The following is a 17,675-nucleotide window of genomic DNA, read 5'->3' as shown; positions in this document are numbered from 1 at the left end:
ACGGCGCTGCTAGCGGCGATCCCCCTCGATCGCATCGGCCGCGCGCGAGCCCAGGTTGCGGTGGCGGACAGTGGGCGAAAATCCGGCGGCGCGCAAGGCCTGAGCCATGCTTTCGGCGGTGTAGACCGAGCGGTGTCTCCCCCCGGTACAGCCGAAGGCGACGTGGACATAGGGCTTGCCTTGCGCGGCATAGCGCGGGAGCAGCACCAGCAGCAGGTCGCGGATCCGCGCGAAGGCGTCGGCGAAGGCGGGGTCGCGGCGGATGTGCTCGCCGACCGCGGCGTCCTGCCCGGTCTGCTCGCGCAGCCCGGGCACCCAGTGCGGATTGTCGAGGAAGCGCATGTCGAAGACGAGGTCGGCGAGCGGCGGCATCCCGCGCGCGAAGCCGAAGCTCGAGAGCGTGAGCGTCAGCGCCGCGGCACTGTCGGCGGGGGCGAAGAGCTCGCGGATGCGCGCCTGCAGGTCGTTGCTGGTGAGCGCGGTGGTGTCGATCATCACGTCCGCCCAGCGGCGCAGCGGCTCGAGCAGCTCGCGCTCGGCGGCGATGCCCTCGAGCAGCGGGCGCCCGGCGGCGAGCGGGTGGCGGCGGCGGGTCTCGTTGAAGCGGCGCTCGAGCTCGCCCCCCGAGCAGTCGAGGAACAGGAAGGTGAGCGCGATGTCGGGCCGGGCGGCGAGGTCCTTCACCAGCGCGATCACGTCGGCCGGCACGAAGCCGCGGGTGCGCGAATCGAAGCCGATCGCGAGCGGCGCGCGCGCCTCGTCGGGCATGGTGACGAGGCGCTTGAGCATCCGCACCGGAAAGTTGTCGATGGTCTCCCAGCCCAGATCCTCGAGCACCGCGAGGACGGTCGACTTGCCCGCCCCCGAGAGCCCGGTGACGAGCAGGAGCTGGCGTCGCTCGGGGGTCTCAGGGGCGGGCGTGTCGCTCATGGCGCCTATTGTGACGCGCCGGGGCTGCGATGAAAAGCCGGTTCGAATACGAGGCCGTGGCAGCGCAGCGCCCAGACGGCGCGTGCGGCGGGGGCGATGGTGCCGGGCTCGAAGCCGAGCACCGGGACGGCAATCCCGGCGATGCGGCGGGTGGGGATCGGCAGCTCGGGGAGGCGTTCGGGAGAGGGGCCGCCGAGCGTCAGGAGCAGCGCGACCGGCGCGGGGGGCGCGAGGGGGAGGCTGACGAGGCCGACCCCGCGCACCTCGAGCAGCCCGCCGATGTTCGGCGGAGGCGAGGCGACCAGCGCGCCTTTCGCGGGCGTCAGGGTCACCGCATCGTCGCCGATCAGTCCGGCCCCGGCCTCGATCAGCGCCAGCGCGAGGCTCGACTTGCCGCTCCCCGGCGGGCCCTCGATCAGCAGCGCGCGGCCGTCGAGGGCAACGGCGCTCGCCGGGAAGACCAGCCCCTCGCTCACGGTGCGGCGGGCAGGGCGAGGCGCAGGCAGGCGCCCGAGGCCCCGTCGGCACGCGCATCGGCGGTGAGCGAACCGTCATGCGCCTCGGCGATGGCGCGGCCGATCGCGAGGCCGAGGCCGGAGTGGTTGCCGAAGCTCTCGCCCTCGGGCCGGTCGGAATGGAAGCGCCGGAACACGTCCTCGCGCCGCTCGGGGGCGATGCCGGGCCCCTCGTCGCAGACCTCGGTGACGACCCGGCCGTTCGCGCGGCGGATCGCGACGCTGACCGTGCCCTCGGGCGGGGAAAAGGAGACGGCGTTGTCGAGGAGGTTCTCGGCGACCCGTTCGAGCTGGGTCGGCACGCCGAGCACCTTGAGCCGCGCCCCGGGCGCCGCGTCGAGGCGCAGCTGCCGCCCGGCGTTCATCCCGCGATCCTCGCGGCTGCGGATGAGGTTGGCGAAGAGCTCGGCGAGATCGACGGTCTCGAGCTTGGCGCGGCTGATCTCGGCATCGACGCGGCTCGCGGCGGCGATCTCGGTGACGAGGCGGTCGATGCGGCGCACGTCGTGGGCGGCGATCTGGATGAGCTCGCTGCGCAGGGCCGGGTCCTCGACGCGGGGCAGGGTGTCGACCGCGCTGCGCAGCGAGGCGAGCGGGTTCTTGATCTCGTGCGCGACGTCGGCGGCGAAGCTGTCGACCGCGTCGATGCGGTGGCGCAGCGCGGTGGTCATGTCCGAGACCGCGCGGGCGAGCAGGCCGATCTCGTCGCGGCGCTGGGGGAGGCGCGGCACCTCGACCTCGCGGTCGCGGCCCTGCTTGACGCGCACGGCGGCGCGGGCGAGCAGGCGCAGCGGGGTAACGATCGTGCGCGCGAGGAACAGCGAGAGCAGCGCCGAGCAGGCCATCACCAGCAGCACCGCGAAGCCGAGGGTCGAGCGCGCCGCGCGCACGCTCTCGGTGATGTCGACGGCGTTGCGCACGGTAAGCAAGGTCGCGCCTTGCAGGCCCACCGGCACCGCGGCGGTGATGACGGGCGTGCCGTCGATCCAGTCGTAGAGGCGCACCTGCGAGAGGCCGAGCTCGCGCGCGCGGGCGAGCTCGGGCCAGGCATCGGCCTCCTGCGCCTCGGGCTCGGCATAGTCCTTGACCGGCTCGGCGGCGACGATGGTGTCGACGGTGCGGTCAAGCCAGCGGGCGAAGCGCTGCTCCCAGTCGTCGTCGGAGATGTCGTTGAAGCGGAAGGCGGGGTCCGCGAGCGCGAAGCTGTCGGCGGTGAGGCGGCCGCGCGCGTCGAACAGCCTGAGGCGCATGCGCTGTTCCTTGCCGATCTGGACGAGCAGCGCCTCCTGCCGCGCGCGGCTCGCGCCTGCCAATGCCTCGGCGGTGATCTGCGCCTCGATGCGCGCGAGCTTGAAGCGCTCGTTGACGAGCTGCGTGCGGTAGCTGTCGAGGTAGAACAGCCCGCCGCCGAGGAACACCAGCGGCAGGATGTTGACCGCGAGGATGCGGCCCGTGAGCGCGAAGCGTCCGCCCGCGCTGAGGTGCTCGCCGCTGCCCTTGGGCGCATCAGCCATCGGTGAAGCTGTAGCCCGCGCCGTAGAGCGTGTCGATCGCGTCGAAGGCCGGATCGACGAGCCGGAACTTGCGGCGCATCCGCTTGATGTGGCTGTCGACGGTGCGGTCGTCGACGAACACGTCGTCGGGGTAGGCGGCGTCCATCAGCTGGTTGCGGCTCTTGATGACCCCGGGGCGGATCGCGAGCGCCTCGAGGATCAGGAACTCGGTGACGGTGAGGCTGACGCTCTGGCCGCCCCAGGTGACCTGGTGGCGTGCCGGGTCCATGAACAGCCGCCCGCGGGTGAGGCTCGCGGGCTGGGGCTCTTCCGGGGAGGCGGCGGGCGCCGCGCCGGCGACGAGCGGCTCGGCGCGGCGCAGGATTGCGCGGATGCGGGCGATCAGCAGCCGCAGCGAGAAGGGCTTGGCGATGTAGTCGTCCGCGCCCAGCTCCAGCCCCGCCTCCTCGTCGCTCTCGTCGTCCTTGCTGGTGAGGAAGATCACCGGCAGCGCGGACTGGGCGCGCAGCCGGCGCAGCAGCTCCATCCCGTCCATCTTGGGCATCTTGATGTCGAAGACGGCGAGGTCGGGCGGATTGTCGAGCAGGGCTTTCAGCGCCGTCTCGCCATCGGAATAGAGGCGGGTCGCGAAGCCCTCGGCCTGGAGCGCGATCGAGACGGTGGTGAGGATGTTGCGATCATCGTCGACCAGCGCGATCTGGAGCTTGCGCGTTTCGGCCCCTGCGCCTTCGAGCGCGGCTTCGGTGGTGCTGCCCTCCATGCTCTCGTCTCCCGTCCGGCGGCGCGTGGCCGGGGCAGGGTTAGCGTGATCCTCGCAAGGCCGCAACGCCAGCGGGAAGGCGCAGCCCGCGAGAAGCTCACCTATGTCAGGCGTTTGCCGGTTTGACCTTGCGGCACGCGCGATTTAAGGGCTCACGCCGAGGGATATATCGGTTGTGGCAGTCCGCCGCGCCTGAGGTTGCATACGTATGCGCACCTGCTACGGGATGGAACCGGAAGGGGCGGATTCGCAGGCTCGACCGGTCGGCCCTTCCTCGTGAACCATGCCCTGCCGCCTTCGCCCGGAGACGCTACCTTGACCTCGCTCGCAACCCCGCTGGCCGCCCAGAACCTCGCCACCCGCGCGACGATCCACGCCAACCTCGGCACCGCCGCGCTGGTCGAGCACGCGCTCAAGAAGGGCGAGGGCCGGCTGACCAAGCACGGCGCGCTGCTGGTCGACACCGGCCGCTTCACCGGGCGCAGCGTCAAGGACAAGTACGTCGTGCGCGACGCCGAGACCGAAAACACGATCAACTGGGGCACGATCAACCAGCCGATGAGCGAGGCGCATTTCGCCGCGCTCAAGGCCGACTTCCTCGCCCATCTCGAAGGTCAGGAGGAGCTCTACGTCGCCGACCTGTTCGGCGGCTCGCAGCCCGAATACAGGGTCAACGTGCGCGTCATCAACCAGCTCGCCTGGCACAACCTGTTCATCCGCACCCTGCTGGTGCGCCCCACCGCCGAGGAACTCGCCGACTTCGTCCCCGAATACACGATCATCAACCTGCCGAGCTTCAAGGCGAACCCGGAGCGCCACGGCTGCCGCAGCGACACGGTGATCGCGGTGAGCTTCACCGAGAAGCTGATCCTCATCGGCAACACCGAATATTCGGGCGAGATGAAGAAGGGCGTATTCGGCCTCCTCAACTACCTCCTGCCCGCGCAGGGCGTGATGCCGATGCACTGCTCGGCCAATATCGGCGCCGACGGCAAGAGCGCGATCTTCTTCGGCCTGTCGGGCACCGGCAAGACCACGCTTTCGGCCGACGCCAGCCGCACCCTCATCGGCGACGACGAGCACGGCTGGTCGGACACCGCGGTCTTCAACTTCGAAGGCGGCTGCTATGCCAAGATGATCAACCTCTCGGCGGAAGGCGAGCCCGAGATCTACGCCACCACGAAGATGTTCGGCACGATCCTCGAGAACGTGACGATGGACGAGGAAAGTCGCGAGCTCGACTTCACCGACGGCAGCAAGACCGAGAACACCCGCGGCGCCTATCCGATCGAGTTCATCCCCAACACTTCCGAGAAGAACCTCGGCCCCGCGCCGTCCAATGTCATCATGCTCACCGCCGATGCCTTCGGCGTGCTGCCCCCGATCGCGCGGCTGACCGCCGACCAGGCGATGTACTACTTCCTCTCGGGCTACACCGCCAAGGTCGCGGGCACCGAGATCGGCGTGACCGAGCCCGAGGCGACCTTCTCGACCTGCTTCGGCGCCGCCTTCATGCCGCGCCACCCCTCGGTCTACGGCAACCTTTTGAAGGAGCGCATCGCCAAGGGCAACGTGCAGTGCTGGCTGGTCAACACCGGCTGGACCGGCGGCAAGTACGGCACCGGCAGCCGTATGCCGATCAAGGCGACCCGCGCGCTCCTGAACGCGGTGCTCGACGGCAAGATGGACGATGTCGAGTTCCGCCGCGATCCGAACTTCGGCTTCGAGGTGCCGGTCCATGTGCCGGTGCTCGCCGAGGCCGGGATCGACCAGACGATCCTCGACCCGCGCGCGACCTGGGCCGACAAGGCCGAGTACGATGCGACCGCGCAGAAGCTCGTCCAGCTCTTCATCGACAACTTCGCGCAGTTCGAGGCGCATGTCGACGAGGGCGTGCGCCAGGCCGCCCCGGCGCCCGCCGTCGCCGCCTGAACCTTTCACCGGTTGGAGAGGGGAGCCCCGCCCGGTCCTGAGACCGGAGCGGGGCTTTTTCGTTGATCTGTCGCACGGCTGAGGCACACTCCAGGGCGGACTCGGCTGCAAGGAGACACGGCCATGAGCATTCTCGACGGCATCCTCAGGAACATCGGCGGCGCGCCGGACGACGTGGCAAACCTCGCCCGGCAGCTCGGGATCGATCCCGCCATCGCCGAGCAGGCGATCGCGACGCTTGGGCGGACGCACCAGATGGACGGCGACACGGTGCAGCTCGCCGCCGAGAAGACCGGCCTCAGCCCCGAGATCCTGGGTCAGGTGGTCGCCGCGATCGGCGGGGAGGGCTCGCTGACGCAGTTCGCCGCGCTGATCGACCGCGACGGGGACGGCAACCCGGTGAACGACGCCCTCGGCATGGCCAAGGGGCTGTTCGGCGGGAGCTGAGCCTCAGCCCCCCGAGACCGCCACTTCGGGGGTCTCGACCGGCTCGGGGAGGTTTCTCAAGTCGACCTTCTCGCCGTCGGGCTTGTCGGCGATCGCGGCGATCAGCTGCTTCGCCCGCGCCGCCGCGCCGCCGCCGTGCGGGTTGGCCGCGACCGGCGCGAGGAAAATCCGCGCGATCTCGAGCTTGCCCTCGCCGATCAGCATCATCCCGGCATTGATCTGCAAGCCGTGGTCGAAGGGCGCGAGCACCGCCGCCCGCTCGAGCGCGGCGCGCGCGTTCTCGCTCGGCTCGACGCCGCGCTCGAGCTGAGCGCGGTAGAAATAGATCAGCGGCAGGGGGTGATCGTTCTCGATCGCGTTCAGCGCCATGAAGGGCTTGACCGCGGCGGCATAGGCGGCGCGCTTGTCCTCGGCCTCGCCGGCCTGGCGGAACAGCGCATAGCCCTTCTGGACGTAGGGGTTGGTGCGCGCCGGATCGAGCGCGATCGCCTTGTCCGCGGCGGCGATCGCGGCGGCATCGTTGCCCGCGTCGTATTCCGCCTCGGCGAGCGCGGCGAGCACCCCCGCATCCTCGGGGAAGCGCGCCGCGACGGTGCGCGCCTCGGCGACGATGGTCGCGGCCTCCGCCTCGTCGACCCCGCGCTGCGAGCGGATCTGGAGCGGCATGATCGCCGCCTCGCCCGCCGAGAGCTTGCGCAGGGTGATCGGGCTGCCGGTGGTGAGCTGTTCGGGCTTGAGCACGTAGGTGAACATCCGCGACTGGCGCGAATAGGCCCTGAGCTCCTTCTCGAGCACGTCAAGGTCGCCGAAGGCCTTCTCGCCCGCGGTCTTCTGGTCCATGCCGTCGACGAGGTTCTTCAGGTAGGCGCTCAGCTGAGGCTGCCGCTCCTTGTTGAACCTCAGGTAGTGATAGAACAGCCAGCTCTTGGCGTAGAAGCCGTCATAGCCCCTAACCTTCTTCTGCTCGTAGAGCGCCGGATCGAGCAGCTCGCGCACGTGGACCGGGTCGGCGAAGGCGAGGTCGCCGGCGCGGTGCTGGGCGGCCGATGAGCAGGGTTCCAACTTCCTAAGTGGTCCCCATCGCAACAACTCCGCCGCCCCTCCGCCCAGCCAGCGCGGCATGGCAAAGCGCTGCCGACGCAAGCCGGCTGTCTGTGATGGGCTTAAACATCGGGATCTTAGATCTTGCAGAAAGCCACAGGTTGACTTAGCCTATCGATCTCTAATGTAAGGAGAAAAAGTGATGAAATCTAGATTGCCAATCGCGGCGGCTGCTCTTGGGTTCTGCTGTTCTCCGCTCTCTGCTCAACAGCAGCCGCCGCCGCCGCCGCCTTCGCCATCGCCTGGGGATGAGCCGATCATTATCGTGACACCCAGCCCGCCTCGCCTGCCACAAGACCCAATTATTATCTTTTGCGAGCCGCCGGAGTGCGAGATCGTGGAAGTTCCCAACCCGTTTAGAAAACCGTGATTGAATTTCGATGCTTCACGTTGCTGCAACACATGATCGAAAGAATAAACATGTGAATGCAACTCTTTGGTGTGTTCGCTCGATCTCAATCCTAGAATCAACCTGGGTCTGGGGGGATTTTCAGCCCCCCAGAATTTAGCGTGTCCTCGAGATATTGCCAGATGCGGCTGACCACCACCGAGCCCTCGCCGACCGCGCTCGCGACGCGCTTGACCGAACCGCTGCGCACGTCGCCGACCGCAAAGATGCCGGGAGCGGTGGTGGCGTAGTCGTCGGTCTGCCCTGCCGCCGCGCCGGTGAGCACGAAACCCTTGGAATCGGTCGCGGCGAGGCCCGAGAGCCAGTGGGTGTTGGGTGCCGCGCCGATCATGATGAACAGCGCCCGTGTGTCGATCCGCCGCTCGCTCTCGCCGGTCCTGAGCGTGATCCCCTCGAGCCAGTGCTCGCCGTGGAGCGCGGTGACCTCGGAGTGGTAGTGGATCGTCACCCGCGGATCGGCCTCGAGCCGCTGCATCAGGTAGCTCGACATCGAGGCGGCGAGGCTCCCCGAGCGCACGACGAGGTGCACGTGGCTCGCGGCGCGGCTGAGGTACATCGCCGCCTGCCCGGCCGAGTTGCCGCCGCCGATCACCACCGCCTCGGTGCGCGAACAGAAGCGCGCCTCCATCTCGGTCGCCGAGTAGAACACCCCGGCGCCCTCGAGCGCCTCGAGATTGTCGATCGGCAGGCGGCGATACTGCACCCCGGTCGCGATCAGCACCGCGCGGGCGCACAGCTCGTCCCCGTCATCCAGTGTGAGGCAATAGGCCCCGTCCTCGCGCCGGCTCATCGCCTCGACGCGGCGCGGCATGACGAAGCGGGTGCCGAACTTCATCGCCTGCACCTGGCCCCGCCAGGTGAGGTCGGTGCCGCTGATGCCGGTCGGAAAGCCCATGTAGTTCTCGATCCGGCTTGACGTGCCCGCCTGTCCGCCGACGGCCGTGTCCTCGACCACCAGCGCCTCGATCCCCTCCGAGCCCGCATAGACCGCCGCCGCCACCCCCGCCGGGCCGCCGCCGACGATCACCAGATCGTAGGTGCGCCGCGAGCAGATATCGAGGTCGAGCCCCAAATATTGCGCGACCTTGCGCGGGGTCGGGTCCTCGAGCCGCTGGCCGGTGCCGATCAGCACTGCCGGCTCCTTGCCGACCACCGAGCACACCTCGAGCGTCTGCGCGTCGGTCGCGTCGAGGTCGAAGCTCTTGAAGGGAATGCGGTTCCTCGACAGGAAACGCTCGACCGCCTGGACGCGCGCATCGCGGTCGGCGCCGATCACCTTGACCGCGGCATTGCCGAGCTCGAACTGCTTGCGCCGCCGCGCCGCGAAGACGGTGATGAGGTGGTCGGACAATTCGGGCACGCGGCTCATCAGTTCGAGCATCGGCCCGCGCGGCGCCTCGATGACGCGGGTGTCCATACTCGCGCGCATCCTGAGGTAATTGGTGCCGCGGTTGAGGAAGGCGATCTCGCCCATGAACTGCGTCGGGCCGAGCGCCGACTTGAGCAGCCGCTCGCCGGTGTAGGGGTTCACGACCTCGATCTCGCCTTCAAGGATGTAGACGAATCGGTCCATCGGATCGCCGATGTCCATGACGATGGAGCCGGCGGGATAGAACTTCTCGCCCCCGATCGCGCAGATCGCATCGACATGGGCCGGCGCGAGCGGCACCCGGCGCATGGTTTCAAGGTCTTGTCCCAGCGTCTCCATGCAGTCTCCTAATGCGCGAAAGATTGCAAGATGGGGACGGGGTAGCGCTTTGGGAAGCGCGAGGATGTGCGGGGATTGCTGCTTTCGGCTTGGCGAAACCGGACCCCCCTCCTCTGAAGAGGAGGGGGCCTCCAGCATCACCCCTTCGCCTGCGCGATGTAGCGGCTGACCGTGTTCGCCATCACGCTCAAGGGCGCATTGCCGCCGAGCACGACGGCGGTGTTGAAGGCCTTGAGGTCGTATTTCGCGCCCAGCTCGGCCTCGGCGCGGGCGCGCTGGCGGACGATCTCGGAATGGCCGATCTTGTAGCCGCAGGCCTGCCCCGGCCAGGAGCAATAGCGGTCGACCTCGGAGGCGACCTCCTCGACCTTCGAGCCGTTCTCCTCGACGAAGAACTGGCGCCCCTGCTCGCGGGTCCAGCGCTTGGAATGAAGGCCGGTGTCGACCACCAGCCGGCAGGCGCGGAAGGCGAGGGACTGGAGGTATCCCAGCCGTCCGACCTTGAATTCGTCGTAGGCGCCCAATTCGTCGGCGAGCTGTTCGGCATAGAGCGCCCAGCCTTCGGAAAAGGCGTTGAAGGCGAGGATCGAGCGGATCAGCGGCAGGCGGTTCGAGAATTCGCCCTCCCAGACGTGGCCGGGGATGCTCTCGTGGAAGGTGAGGTCGGCGAGGTCATACTTGCGGTGAAGGTCGGTGGTCCTGAGGTTGATCCAGAACCGGCCCGGGATGCTGCCGTCCTTGCTCCCCGCGCCGCCATAGGCCCCCGGCGCGCCGGGCTCCTCGGCAAGCGCGATGCGGCGCACCTCCATGTTGGGATCGACGAGGGTGTTGAAGGCGCGCGGCATCTGCGCCCTGATCCACTTGAGGCGGTCATCGATAAAGGCGAGGATCTCGGCGCGGCCCGGATCGCCTTCCGCGAACCGGTAGCGCGGATCGGCCGAAAGCGCGCGCATCCGCTCGCCGACGCTGCCGTTGGTGTAGCCGATCTCCTTGAGGATCGCGTCCATCCGGGCGTGGAGGGCCTTCAGCTCCTCGCGGCCGCGGTGGTGGATCTCGTCGGGGGTGAGGCGGGTGGTGGTCGAGGCGCGGATCGCCCAGTCGTAATATTCCTCGCCGCGCGGCTGCGACCACACCCCGGCGAGGTCCTTCGCCACGCCGCGCTCGGTCCGCAGTTCCTCCAGCTGGCGTTCGAGTGCGGGGACGATCCCGCTGGCGACGATCCGCTCGGCCTGCGCGGCGGCGACGTCGCTGCCGTCGATCTTCGCTGCGGCGAGCGGGCCGGCGTAGCTTTCGCTCGCCGCCCTGATCGCCACGCCGATCTGCGCGATCGCCTTGTCGAGCAGGAAGGCGGGCGGCACCACGCCCAGCCCGCGCGCGGCGCGGATGCGTTCGCACTCGGCGTCGAGGATCGCGGGGACCTCGGCAAGGCGGTCCATGTAGGGGCCGATGTCGGCGGGGGTCTTCAGAGGCTGGGTCGCGCCGAAGAAGTTCGGCATGTCGATATAGCCGCCGACGTTCTGGATCACCGAATAGGGCGAGTTGCGCCAGCTGCCGACCGCGACCTCGCCATAGGGCAGGGCCATGCCCTCCAATGCGCGGGTGAAGGCGGTCTCGACCACCTCGAAGCCGATCTGCTGGTCGCTGGTCAGGCCCTCCTTCGGGTAGGCGCGCACCTCGGCGACGATGTCGCGGAGGGTTGCCTCGTAGGCGCTGCGCCCGGCCTCGCCGGTCGTCCCGAAGGTCGAGCGCCAGGCGGCGTATTCGCCGACGTCGACGCCGAGCCCGGTCGCGCGGCCCGGCTCGTGGGCGAGCATCCGGTAGGCGATCCGGTCGAGCGCGGCGTCGGGAGCGAGGCCCTTGATCGAGGCGCTGGCGGCGGCGGGCTCAGGGGTGTCCGCGGCGCAGGCCGGCAGCAGCGCAAGGGCGGAGACGCCGCCGATCCCCTTGAGGGTCTGGCGGCGGGTGACGGTGGGGGTGCTCTCTCTCATGCGAGCGGTTTGGCGATGGCCCACCCCCGAGTCAATCGCACCGGGCATCGCCGGTCAGTCGCGCAGCATACCGGGCATCGCCCCGCCCTCGGCCGCGAGCAGGTTGATCACCGCGTGGTGGAGCGCGATGTTCTGCTCGGCGGTGCCGGAGTAGTCGGTGAGGCCGAGCTCGCCCGCCAGTTCCTTGCGGTTCTCGTAGCTGGGATCGACCCCGACCACGGCCATCAGGTCGACGATCGAGGTGCGCCAGTTGCGTCCCTCGGCCCCCGGCATCCGGGCGATGCGCGCCTCCATCGCGGCCTGGCTGATCGGCTCGGGCTCGGCGGCGGCGGGAGCTGGCCGGGGTGCGGAGGGCGTGGCCATTGGCGCGGGGGCGGCGGGGTAGGGGTCGCCGGTGGGCTTGGCCTTCTCCTCGGCGTGGTCCCGGTCCGAATGCCAGATCGCGTTCTTGATCGACGCGAAGATACCCATCATAGCCTCCCTCGTGCGGTGCGCGGCGGCCTGTTGCCGCTTGTCCCACCGCCCTGTTCCGGCCAGCGAGGGAGCGCCTTAACGCATGATGGAGACCGTGCTGTCGATCGTGATGCTCGCCGCCCTCGCGCTGGTCGCCGGGGCGGTGGTGCTGTGGCGGCGCACCGGCGAGGTCAGGAACCCCGCGCTGATGGTGCTGCTCGCGGCGGTCGCGGTGGTCAACGTGCTGATCTGGACGCTGCCGACGAGGACCGGCGAGGCGCCGATCGACCAGGTCAAGGCCGCCGCCGGGGAAGGCTGAACGCGCTCCCCCGGCGACGCCATGATCGAGACCATCGACGCCGCAGGCGTCGCAAGGCCACGCGGCCGCCCCGCAGCGACGCGACCTTCAGGTCGCATGAGCGAGGATCGGCGCGCCCGGACGGGCGCGCCTCCTCATTCTGGTATCTTCCAGGTGATCGTCCCGGTGTAGCTTCCCGCGACGGGCTTGCCGGTATTGTCGCGCGCCGCCTCGAAGCGGGCGCGCTTGCTCACCAGCTGGCAGGTCGCCGCGTCGAGCGGGCCGTGGCCGGTCGAGCGGGTGATGGTGCAGCCCGTCACCTTGCCTGCCGCGTCGATCGCGAGGGTGAAGCGCGCGGTGCCCGCCATCTCCTCCATGATCCAGCGGGGCTTGTAGTCCGCGTTGGTCACCCAGCGCCCGGCATTGCCCTTGGGCCGCGCGCCGACGGGGTCGAACAGCGAGGGCGTGAAGGTCGGCGCGGGGATGCCGATCTCGCCCGTGCCGGTGCCGGACGTCTCGCCCGTGCCGAGGGGCACGGTGAAGTTCTCGCCGAGGGTGAACTCGGTGGGCGGCACGCTCGGACGCGGCGGGGCGAGGGGATCGAGCGTGGTGGTGCTCGTCGCCTTGGCCTCGGGCTGTGGCTTGTCGGGGGTCGGCGGCGGGGGCGGGGGCAGCACAGTCTCGGTGATCGTTTCGCCGATGAGCGGGGGGACCGGCGGTTCGGTCGCCACCGTCACCGCGAGCCCGACCACCATGAGCGCGCCGAGCGCCCCGGGGATGCCGAGCGCCCCGGCGAGGGCCGCGGGGTTGGGTCTTCGACTGGCAGAAGCGTAGTTCATGCAGACACTCCTCTCTCCATCACGTGGGAGCGGTGGCCGGAGCACCTGTCGCAAGCCGGACCTCCGGCCCGCTCGTCCGCGATGGTACTATGAAGACTGCTAGGGGCGAAGGGATTTCGCGTTGCAATTCAATACCGTATTTTTTTCAATCAATTCAGTTGAGAAGCGATTGCTGCTCGCGCCGGAGCGTGCATCGAACCACATCGGTGCCATGTACCGGTTGTTGTTCGGCGACGAGACGACTAGTCCTGTCGGCCAAATCAGAGGCGCTGGCCGCGGGAACGGCGAGAGGGGAGCCGGGAAATGAAAGTTGCTCCGACGACACGATCAGCCGTTCTTCTCGCCGCGGCCGCGCTGACGGGACACCTTCCCGCCCGCGCGCAGCAGCCCGATAACTATCTGCTCGAGCACGCGATCACGCAGGACCGTATCGCCGCTGCGGAGGAGGAACTCTCCGCCCTCCGGTTCGACCTCGAGTCGCTGTGGCAGACCGACCGTGCCGAGGCCTGTGCGACGATCCTGCCCGATTACCTGCGGCGCGTCGAAGCGCTTCTGGCGGACTACCGGAAATCCGAAAGGCTCGCCACGCGTCTCGCCCTCGAAGGCCCGCGTGCAGACGCCGCCCGGAAGGCGCAGGACATCGCCGCCGAGCTCGCGGAAGCGAAGACGCAGCTTCCGGCCCTGTGTGCCGCCGCGAAGAAGTGACCGGGCAGGCCGCCGCCCGGCCGGACCCGCCCGCCCGCGCGTGGCCCTCACACCGTCACTTGATCGGGCAGTCCGGCGAGAGGCGGAAGTCGAGGTAGTTGTCGACCGCGCGCATCAGCTCCTCGAGCTCGTTCTCGAAGAAGTGGTTGGCGCGCGGGATTTCCTCGTGGTGGATGGTGATGTGCTTCTGGGTGCGCAGCTTGTCGACGAGCTTCTGCACCGCGCCCGGCTGCACCACCGTGTCCGCCGCGCCCTGAAGGAAGATGCCGCTCGCCGGGCAGGGGGCGAGGAAGGAGAAGTCGTACATGTTGGCGGGCGGCGCGACCGAGATGAAGCCGCGCACTTCCGGGCGGCGCATCAGCAGCTGCATGCCGATCAGCGCGCCGAAGGAATAGCCCGCGATCCAGGTGCTCTGCGCCTCGGGATGGATCGACTGCACCCAGTCGAGCGCGCTCGCCGCGTCCGACAATTCGCCCACGCCGGAATCGAAGCTCCCCTGCGAGCGCCCGACGCCGCGGAAGTTGAAGCGCAGCGTCGCGAAGCCGCGGTCGGCGAAGGTCTTGTAGAGCCGCTGCACGATCCGGTCGTTCATCGTCCCGCCGCCTTCCGGGTGCGGGTGGAGGATCATCGCCACCGGCGCGCGCGGGCGCGGGGGCGGGGAGAAACGGCCTTCGAGGCGGCCTTCGGGGCCGGGAAAGATCACGGACGGCATCGGTTGACCCAATCGCAAACGAGGTGAGGCGGCGCCGGGTGGCGCTCGGCATTGCGCGCCTATATAGGCGCCGCCGAGCAATTCGCAATTTATTCGAGGAATGAGCCATCCCTGAACGGGTCTATCTCGACCACGCCGCGACCTCCCCCCTGCGCCCCGAGGCGAAGGCGGCGATGGAGGAGGGGTTCCGGCTATGGGCCAACCCCTCGAGCCCCCATGCCGAGGGGAGGAAGGCGCGCGCGGCACTCGAGGACGCGCGCGAGCGGATCAAGCGCGCGCTCGGCTGGGAGGGCGAGCTGATCTTCACCTCCGGGGCGAGCGAGGCGCTGTGGATCGCCCTCAACCGGGCGAAGGTGGAGCGCCGGATCGTCAGCGCGGTCGAGCATGACGCGGTGTTCCGCGCAGCGCCGGATGCCGAGGTGGTGCCGTTCGACCGGAAGAAGAAAGGCATCGATCTCGAAGCGCTCGGGGATTGCGCCGGTGCCTTGGTCGCGGTTCAACACCTCAATTCGGAGACCGGCACGGGACTTCTCCCCTTCGTGCGAAATGTCATTGGGGAGTGGGTCCACGAACGCGGGGGTCTTCTCCTCGTCGATTGCTCGCAAAGCGCGGGCAAGATCACGTTGCCGGACGCGGACATGCTCGTGATATCGGCGCACAAATTCGGCGGGCCGATCGGGACGGGTGCGCTGCTGGTGCGGGACTTCGCCATGCTCGAACCTGCGGGCGGACACGAGCGTGGCTATCGCCCGGGAACCGAGAACCTGCCCGGTGCTCTGGGCATGGCTGCCGCGCTGGAAGCCGGTGACCGGGATAGTTGGGCGACCACAACAGACCACCGATCCGCCTTCAAGGATGCGCTCTATCGCGATGGCGAAGTGCTCTCCCCGGGCTGGCAATGCTCGCACATCTTCGCCGTCGTCCACCCCAAGATGAGCGCGCAGGCCCTCCTCATCCGCCTCGACGCCATGGGCTTCGCCGTCTCGGCGGGGAGCGCGTGTTCTTCCGGCACGCTCAAGAAGAGCCGGGTGCTCGACGCCTTTGGCGTGCCCGACGACGTCGCCGCGCGGACGATCCGGGTGAGCCTCGGGTGGTCGACGACGCCGGAGGAGCTGGAGCGGTTTGCCGAGGCTTGGAGGTCGCTGTGCTAGTTCGTCATTGCGAGCGCAGCGAAGCAATCCATGGCCAGATCTTGCGGCCTGTCGCGATGGCGGTCCATGGATTGCCGCGTCGCCTTTGGCTCCTCGCAATGACGAGGGAAGAAGCATGATCTACCTCGACTACCAGGCCACCACCCCCCTCGCTCCGCAAGCGCGCGAGGCGATGTTGCGCTGGCTCGGCGGGCCTGACAGCGACACTTTCGGTAACCCGCATTCGCCGCACCGCATGGGCCGCATGGCCGCCGCCGCGATCGAGGCGGCGCGGGAGAACGTCGCCGCGCTGATGCCGCCGGGCGGGCGGGTGGTGTTCACCTCGGGCGCCACGGAAGCGCTCAACACCGTGCTGCTCGGGACCGGGGGCGACGTCCTCACCTTCGCCACCGAGCACGCCGCGGTGCTCGACTGCGCCCGCGCGGTCGCGGCGCAGGGGCGGCGCTTCACGGTGCTCCCGGTGCTCCTCGACGGGCGCGCGGACCTCGAAGCTCTGAAAGCCGCGATGACGCCGCAGGTCGGCCTTGTCGCGATCATGGCGGTCAACAACGAGATCGGGGTGGTGCATCCGCTCGAGGAGGCCATCGCCATCGCCCGCGCAGGCGGCGCGCAGGTGCTCGTCGATGCCGTCCAGGCCTTCGGCAGGGTGCCCCTAGACCCCTCCCAGGCCCCCCTTAGACCCCCTCTAGCCCCCGACTACATCGCCGTCTCGGCGCACAAGATCCACGGTCCCAAGGGTATCGGCGCGCTGTGGATCGGGCCGGACGCAGGCCCGCTCCAGCCCCTCCTTCACGGCGGCGGACAGGAGGCCAGCCTCCGGTCAGGCACCCTCTCGCCCGCCCTTTGCGCCGGCTTCGGAGTCGCTTGCCGGGCCGTCGACACGGAGCGCGAAATGTTTCACGTGAAACATTTGTGGAACGTCGCGCGGGAGGCCTTCGCGGACTGGGAACTGAACGGCAGCGCCGAACACCGCTGGCCCGGCAATCTGAACATCCGTCGGGAAGGCCTCGACGTCGCCCGGCTGATGAGCGACTGCCGCCAGGTCATGTTCTCCGCGGGATCGGCCTGCGCCAGCGGGTCGGGCCGGCCGAGCCACGTGCTGCGCGCGATCGGGCTCTCCGAGGCCCAGGCGAAGTCCTCTATCCGGCTCGGATTCGGGCGCTATACGAACGAGGACGACATCGTGGCCGCCGCCGCCGCGATCAACGCCGCCGCAAGGAGCCAGGCCTCGTGAGCATCACCGTCACCTTCGTCGATCCGCGGGGCAGGAGCGTCGCCGCGACCGCCGCGCCGGGCGACAATCTGCTGCGCGTCGGCCAGGCGGCAGGCCTCCCGCTCGAGGGGACCTGCGAGGGGCAGATGGCCTGCTCGACCTGCCACGTGATCGTCGCCGCCGAGTGGTTCGAGCGCCTGCCCCCGGCCTCGGAGGAGGAGGAGGACATGCTCGACTTCGCCGCCGGCGCGCGGCGCACCTCGCGGCTGTCCTGCCAGGTCGAACTGACGCCCGAACTCGACGGCCTCACCGTCAGCGTCCCTGCGGAGAGCAACGACCTCAGGCGGATGTAGCCCCGCCGCCGCGTCAGCCGTCCGCGCCTTCCATGTTGAGCGCGCTCATCAGCGCTTGCGCGAAGGCGGGGATATCGGCGGGCTTGCGGCTGGTGATGAGGTTGCCGTCGACCACTACCTCCTCGTCGACCACCGCCGCGCCGGCGTTCGAGAGGTCGGTGCGGATCGAGGGCCAGCCGGTTACCGTGTGCCCCTCGATGATGTCGGCCTCGGCGAGCAGCCAGGGCGCGTGGCAGATCGCCGCGATCGGCTTCTGCGCGGCGTCGAACTCGCGCACGATGTCGATGACCTTGTGCTCGGTGCGCAGCACGTCGGGGTTCATCTGCCCGCCGGGGAGCAGCAGGGCGTCGAAGTCCTCGGCATTGACCTGATCGAGCGTGCAGTCGACCGGCACGCTCTCGCCCCAGTCCTTCTGGTCCCAGCCGCGGATCTCGCCCCGCTTGAGGCTGGCGATGGTCACCTCGGCGCCGGCCTCGGCGAGGAGGTCGCGGGGCTGGACGAGTTCGGACTGCTCGAAGCCGTCGGTGGCGATGATGAGGACGCGCTGCATGGGGCTCTCCTGTCACGGGGTGTGACAGGGATAGCCGCCCGGCCCGGCGCGGGTTCCGCCGGGCGGGGCAGGGCGCGAGCGGCGCGCGGCGGGGCGT

General features: G+C 69.4%; 18 protein-coding genes. 7 read left to right on the top strand and 11 right to left on the bottom strand.

From position 1 onward, the window contains the following. Positions 1-9: 9 nt before the first annotated feature. The 4 genes from rapZ to ACLBKU_RS00825 are packed head-to-tail and all read right to left on the bottom strand — an operon-like array spanning position 10 to position 3,719. On the bottom strand, positions 10-930 hold the full coding sequence (gene rapZ, locus ACLBKU_RS00840; RefSeq protein WP_410177635.1) for an RNase adapter RapZ: 921 nt from the start codon (positions 928-930) through the stop codon (positions 10-12). Between the two features lie 5 nt (positions 931-935). After that, the gene (locus ACLBKU_RS00835; RefSeq protein WP_410177634.1) at positions 936-1,406 is read right to left on the bottom strand and encodes an HPr kinase/phosphorylase; all 471 of its coding nucleotides are present in this window, start codon (positions 1,404-1,406) and stop codon (positions 936-938) included. Next, complete coding sequence (locus ACLBKU_RS00830; RefSeq protein ID WP_410177633.1) at positions 1,403-2,959, bottom strand: stimulus-sensing domain-containing protein; 1,557 nt, start codon at positions 2,957-2,959, stop codon at positions 1,403-1,405. Before ACLBKU_RS00830 ends, ACLBKU_RS00835 begins: the two co-directional genes overlap by 4 nt. Further along, positions 2,952-3,719 carry a response regulator gene (locus ACLBKU_RS00825; protein WP_410177632.1) on the bottom strand — a complete coding sequence of 256 codons (768 nt, stop codon included), beginning with the start codon at positions 3,717-3,719 and terminating at the stop codon, positions 2,952-2,954. The genes ACLBKU_RS00830 and ACLBKU_RS00825 overlap by 8 nt, the downstream gene beginning before the upstream one ends. Positions 3,720-4,034: 315 nt before the next feature. Here ACLBKU_RS00825 and ACLBKU_RS00820 point away from each other — a divergent pair, with 315 nt between their 5' ends. Continuing rightward, a complete protein-coding gene (locus ACLBKU_RS00820) occupies positions 4,035-5,651 on the top strand; it encodes a phosphoenolpyruvate carboxykinase (RefSeq protein ID WP_410177631.1) in 1,617 nt (538 codons plus the stop codon). 123 nt (positions 5,652-5,774) lie between these two features. Next, entirely contained in the window at positions 5,775-6,098 is a 324-nt protein-coding gene (locus ACLBKU_RS00815) for a hypothetical protein (protein ID WP_410177630.1), read from the top strand. Positions 6,099-6,101: 3 nt separating this feature from the next. Here ACLBKU_RS00815 and ACLBKU_RS00810 read toward each other — a convergent pair whose 3' ends face one another. From ACLBKU_RS00810 to ACLBKU_RS00795, 4 genes are all read right to left on the bottom strand, one after another. Further along, positions 6,102-7,160 carry a hypothetical protein gene (locus ACLBKU_RS00810; RefSeq protein ID WP_410177629.1) on the bottom strand — a complete coding sequence of 353 codons (1,059 nt, stop codon included), beginning with the start codon at positions 7,158-7,160 and terminating at the stop codon, positions 6,102-6,104. Between the two features lie 506 nt (positions 7,161-7,666). Next, entirely contained in the window at positions 7,667-9,316 is a 1,650-nt protein-coding gene (locus tag ACLBKU_RS00805; protein WP_410177628.1) for an FAD-dependent oxidoreductase, read from the bottom strand. Between the two features lie 137 nt (positions 9,317-9,453). Then, positions 9,454-11,304, bottom strand: a complete 1,851-nt coding sequence (locus ACLBKU_RS00800) for a DUF885 domain-containing protein (RefSeq protein ID WP_410177627.1) — start codon at positions 11,302-11,304, stop codon at positions 9,454-9,456. Between the two features lie 54 nt (positions 11,305-11,358). Then, complete coding sequence (locus ACLBKU_RS00795; RefSeq protein WP_410177626.1) at positions 11,359-11,775, bottom strand: DUF3597 family protein; 417 nt, start codon at positions 11,773-11,775, stop codon at positions 11,359-11,361. Positions 11,776-11,860: 85 nt separating this feature from the next. Here ACLBKU_RS00795 and ACLBKU_RS00790 point away from each other — a divergent pair, with 85 nt between their 5' ends. Then, complete coding sequence (locus ACLBKU_RS00790; protein ID WP_410177625.1) at positions 11,861-12,076, top strand: hypothetical protein; 216 nt, start codon at positions 11,861-11,863, stop codon at positions 12,074-12,076. Positions 12,077-12,210: 134 nt separating this feature from the next. On the opposite strand, the gene ACLBKU_RS00785 is transcribed toward ACLBKU_RS00790, so the two are convergent. Continuing rightward, positions 12,211-12,894: an energy transducer TonB gene (locus ACLBKU_RS00785; protein WP_410177624.1), complete on the bottom strand. Its 684-nt coding sequence runs from the start codon at positions 12,892-12,894 to the stop codon at positions 12,211-12,213. 303 nt (positions 12,895-13,197) lie between these two features. Between ACLBKU_RS00785 and ACLBKU_RS00780 the strand changes: the two genes are divergently transcribed. Continuing rightward, the gene (locus tag ACLBKU_RS00780) at positions 13,198-13,599 is read left to right on the top strand and encodes a hypothetical protein (RefSeq protein WP_410177623.1); all 402 of its coding nucleotides are present in this window, start codon (positions 13,198-13,200) and stop codon (positions 13,597-13,599) included. Positions 13,600-13,654: 55 nt separating this feature from the next. On the opposite strand, the gene ACLBKU_RS00775 is transcribed toward ACLBKU_RS00780, so the two are convergent. Then, positions 13,655-14,311, bottom strand: a complete 657-nt coding sequence (locus ACLBKU_RS00775) for an alpha/beta hydrolase (protein ID WP_410177622.1) — start codon at positions 14,309-14,311, stop codon at positions 13,655-13,657. Positions 14,312-14,484: 173 nt separating this feature from the next. Between ACLBKU_RS00775 and ACLBKU_RS00770 the strand changes: the two genes are divergently transcribed. The 3 genes from ACLBKU_RS00770 (at position 14,485) to ACLBKU_RS00760 (ending at position 17,028) form a co-directional block, all read left to right on the top strand. After that, positions 14,485-15,462: a cysteine desulfurase family protein gene (locus tag ACLBKU_RS00770; protein ID WP_410177621.1), complete on the top strand. Its 978-nt coding sequence runs from the start codon at positions 14,485-14,487 to the stop codon at positions 15,460-15,462. 115 nt (positions 15,463-15,577) lie between these two features. Continuing rightward, positions 15,578-16,696, top strand: a complete 1,119-nt coding sequence (locus ACLBKU_RS00765; RefSeq protein WP_410177620.1) for a cysteine desulfurase family protein — start codon at positions 15,578-15,580, stop codon at positions 16,694-16,696. Beyond that, on the top strand, positions 16,693-17,028 hold the full coding sequence (locus ACLBKU_RS00760) for a 2Fe-2S iron-sulfur cluster-binding protein (RefSeq protein WP_410177619.1): 336 nt from the start codon (positions 16,693-16,695) through the stop codon (positions 17,026-17,028). The genes ACLBKU_RS00765 and ACLBKU_RS00760 overlap by 4 nt, the downstream gene beginning before the upstream one ends. A gap of 13 nt (positions 17,029-17,041) precedes the next feature. On the opposite strand, the gene ACLBKU_RS00755 is transcribed toward ACLBKU_RS00760, so the two are convergent. Then, the gene (locus tag ACLBKU_RS00755) at positions 17,042-17,578 is read right to left on the bottom strand and encodes a type 1 glutamine amidotransferase domain-containing protein (protein WP_410177618.1); all 537 of its coding nucleotides are present in this window, start codon (positions 17,576-17,578) and stop codon (positions 17,042-17,044) included. Positions 17,579-17,675 lie beyond the last annotated feature (97 nt).

It is taken from the genome of Erythrobacter sp. NE805 (assembly GCF_046452355.1).
Classification (GTDB): domain Bacteria; phylum Pseudomonadota; class Alphaproteobacteria; order Sphingomonadales; family Sphingomonadaceae; genus Erythrobacter.
The sequence above is the reverse complement of the archived record's forward strand: the minus strand, read 5'-3'. Positions and strand labels throughout refer to the sequence as shown.

What these genes read in the sequence shown, in the direction of transcription:
- rapZ (WP_410177635.1), bottom strand. Translation starts at nt 930, where the DNA reads ATGAGCGACACGCCCGCCCCTGAGACCCCCGAGCGACGCCAGCTCCTG.
- ACLBKU_RS00815 (WP_410177630.1), top strand. Translation starts at nt 5,775, where the DNA reads ATGAGCATTCTCGACGGCATCCTCAGGAACATCGGCGGCGCGCCGGAC.
- ACLBKU_RS00795 (WP_410177626.1), bottom strand. Translation starts at nt 11,775, where the DNA reads ATGGGTATCTTCGCGTCGATCAAGAACGCGATCTGGCATTCGGACCGG.
- ACLBKU_RS00805 (WP_410177628.1), bottom strand. Translation starts at nt 9,316, where the DNA reads ATGGAGACGCTGGGACAAGACCTTGAAACCATGCGCCGGGTGCCGCTC.
- ACLBKU_RS00765 (WP_410177620.1), top strand. Translation starts at nt 15,578, where the DNA reads ATGATCTACCTCGACTACCAGGCCACCACCCCCCTCGCTCCGCAAGCG.
- ACLBKU_RS00770 (WP_410177621.1), top strand. Translation starts at nt 14,485, where the DNA reads ATGGAGGAGGGGTTCCGGCTATGGGCCAACCCCTCGAGCCCCCATGCC.
- ACLBKU_RS00800 (WP_410177627.1), bottom strand. Translation starts at nt 11,304, where the DNA reads ATGAGAGAGAGCACCCCCACCGTCACCCGCCGCCAGACCCTCAAGGGG.
- ACLBKU_RS00780 (WP_410177623.1), top strand. Translation starts at nt 13,198, where the DNA reads ATGAAAGTTGCTCCGACGACACGATCAGCCGTTCTTCTCGCCGCGGCC.
- ACLBKU_RS00775 (WP_410177622.1), bottom strand. Translation starts at nt 14,311, where the DNA reads ATGCCGTCCGTGATCTTTCCCGGCCCCGAAGGCCGCCTCGAAGGCCGT.
- ACLBKU_RS00830 (WP_410177633.1), bottom strand. Translation starts at nt 2,959, where the DNA reads ATGGCTGATGCGCCCAAGGGCAGCGGCGAGCACCTCAGCGCGGGCGGA.
- ACLBKU_RS00790 (WP_410177625.1), top strand. Translation starts at nt 11,861, where the DNA reads ATGATGGAGACCGTGCTGTCGATCGTGATGCTCGCCGCCCTCGCGCTG.
- ACLBKU_RS00785 (WP_410177624.1), bottom strand. Translation starts at nt 12,894, where the DNA reads ATGAACTACGCTTCTGCCAGTCGAAGACCCAACCCCGCGGCCCTCGCC.
- ACLBKU_RS00825 (WP_410177632.1), bottom strand. Translation starts at nt 3,719, where the DNA reads ATGGAGGGCAGCACCACCGAAGCCGCGCTCGAAGGCGCAGGGGCCGAA.
- ACLBKU_RS00755 (WP_410177618.1), bottom strand. Translation starts at nt 17,578, where the DNA reads ATGCAGCGCGTCCTCATCATCGCCACCGACGGCTTCGAGCAGTCCGAA.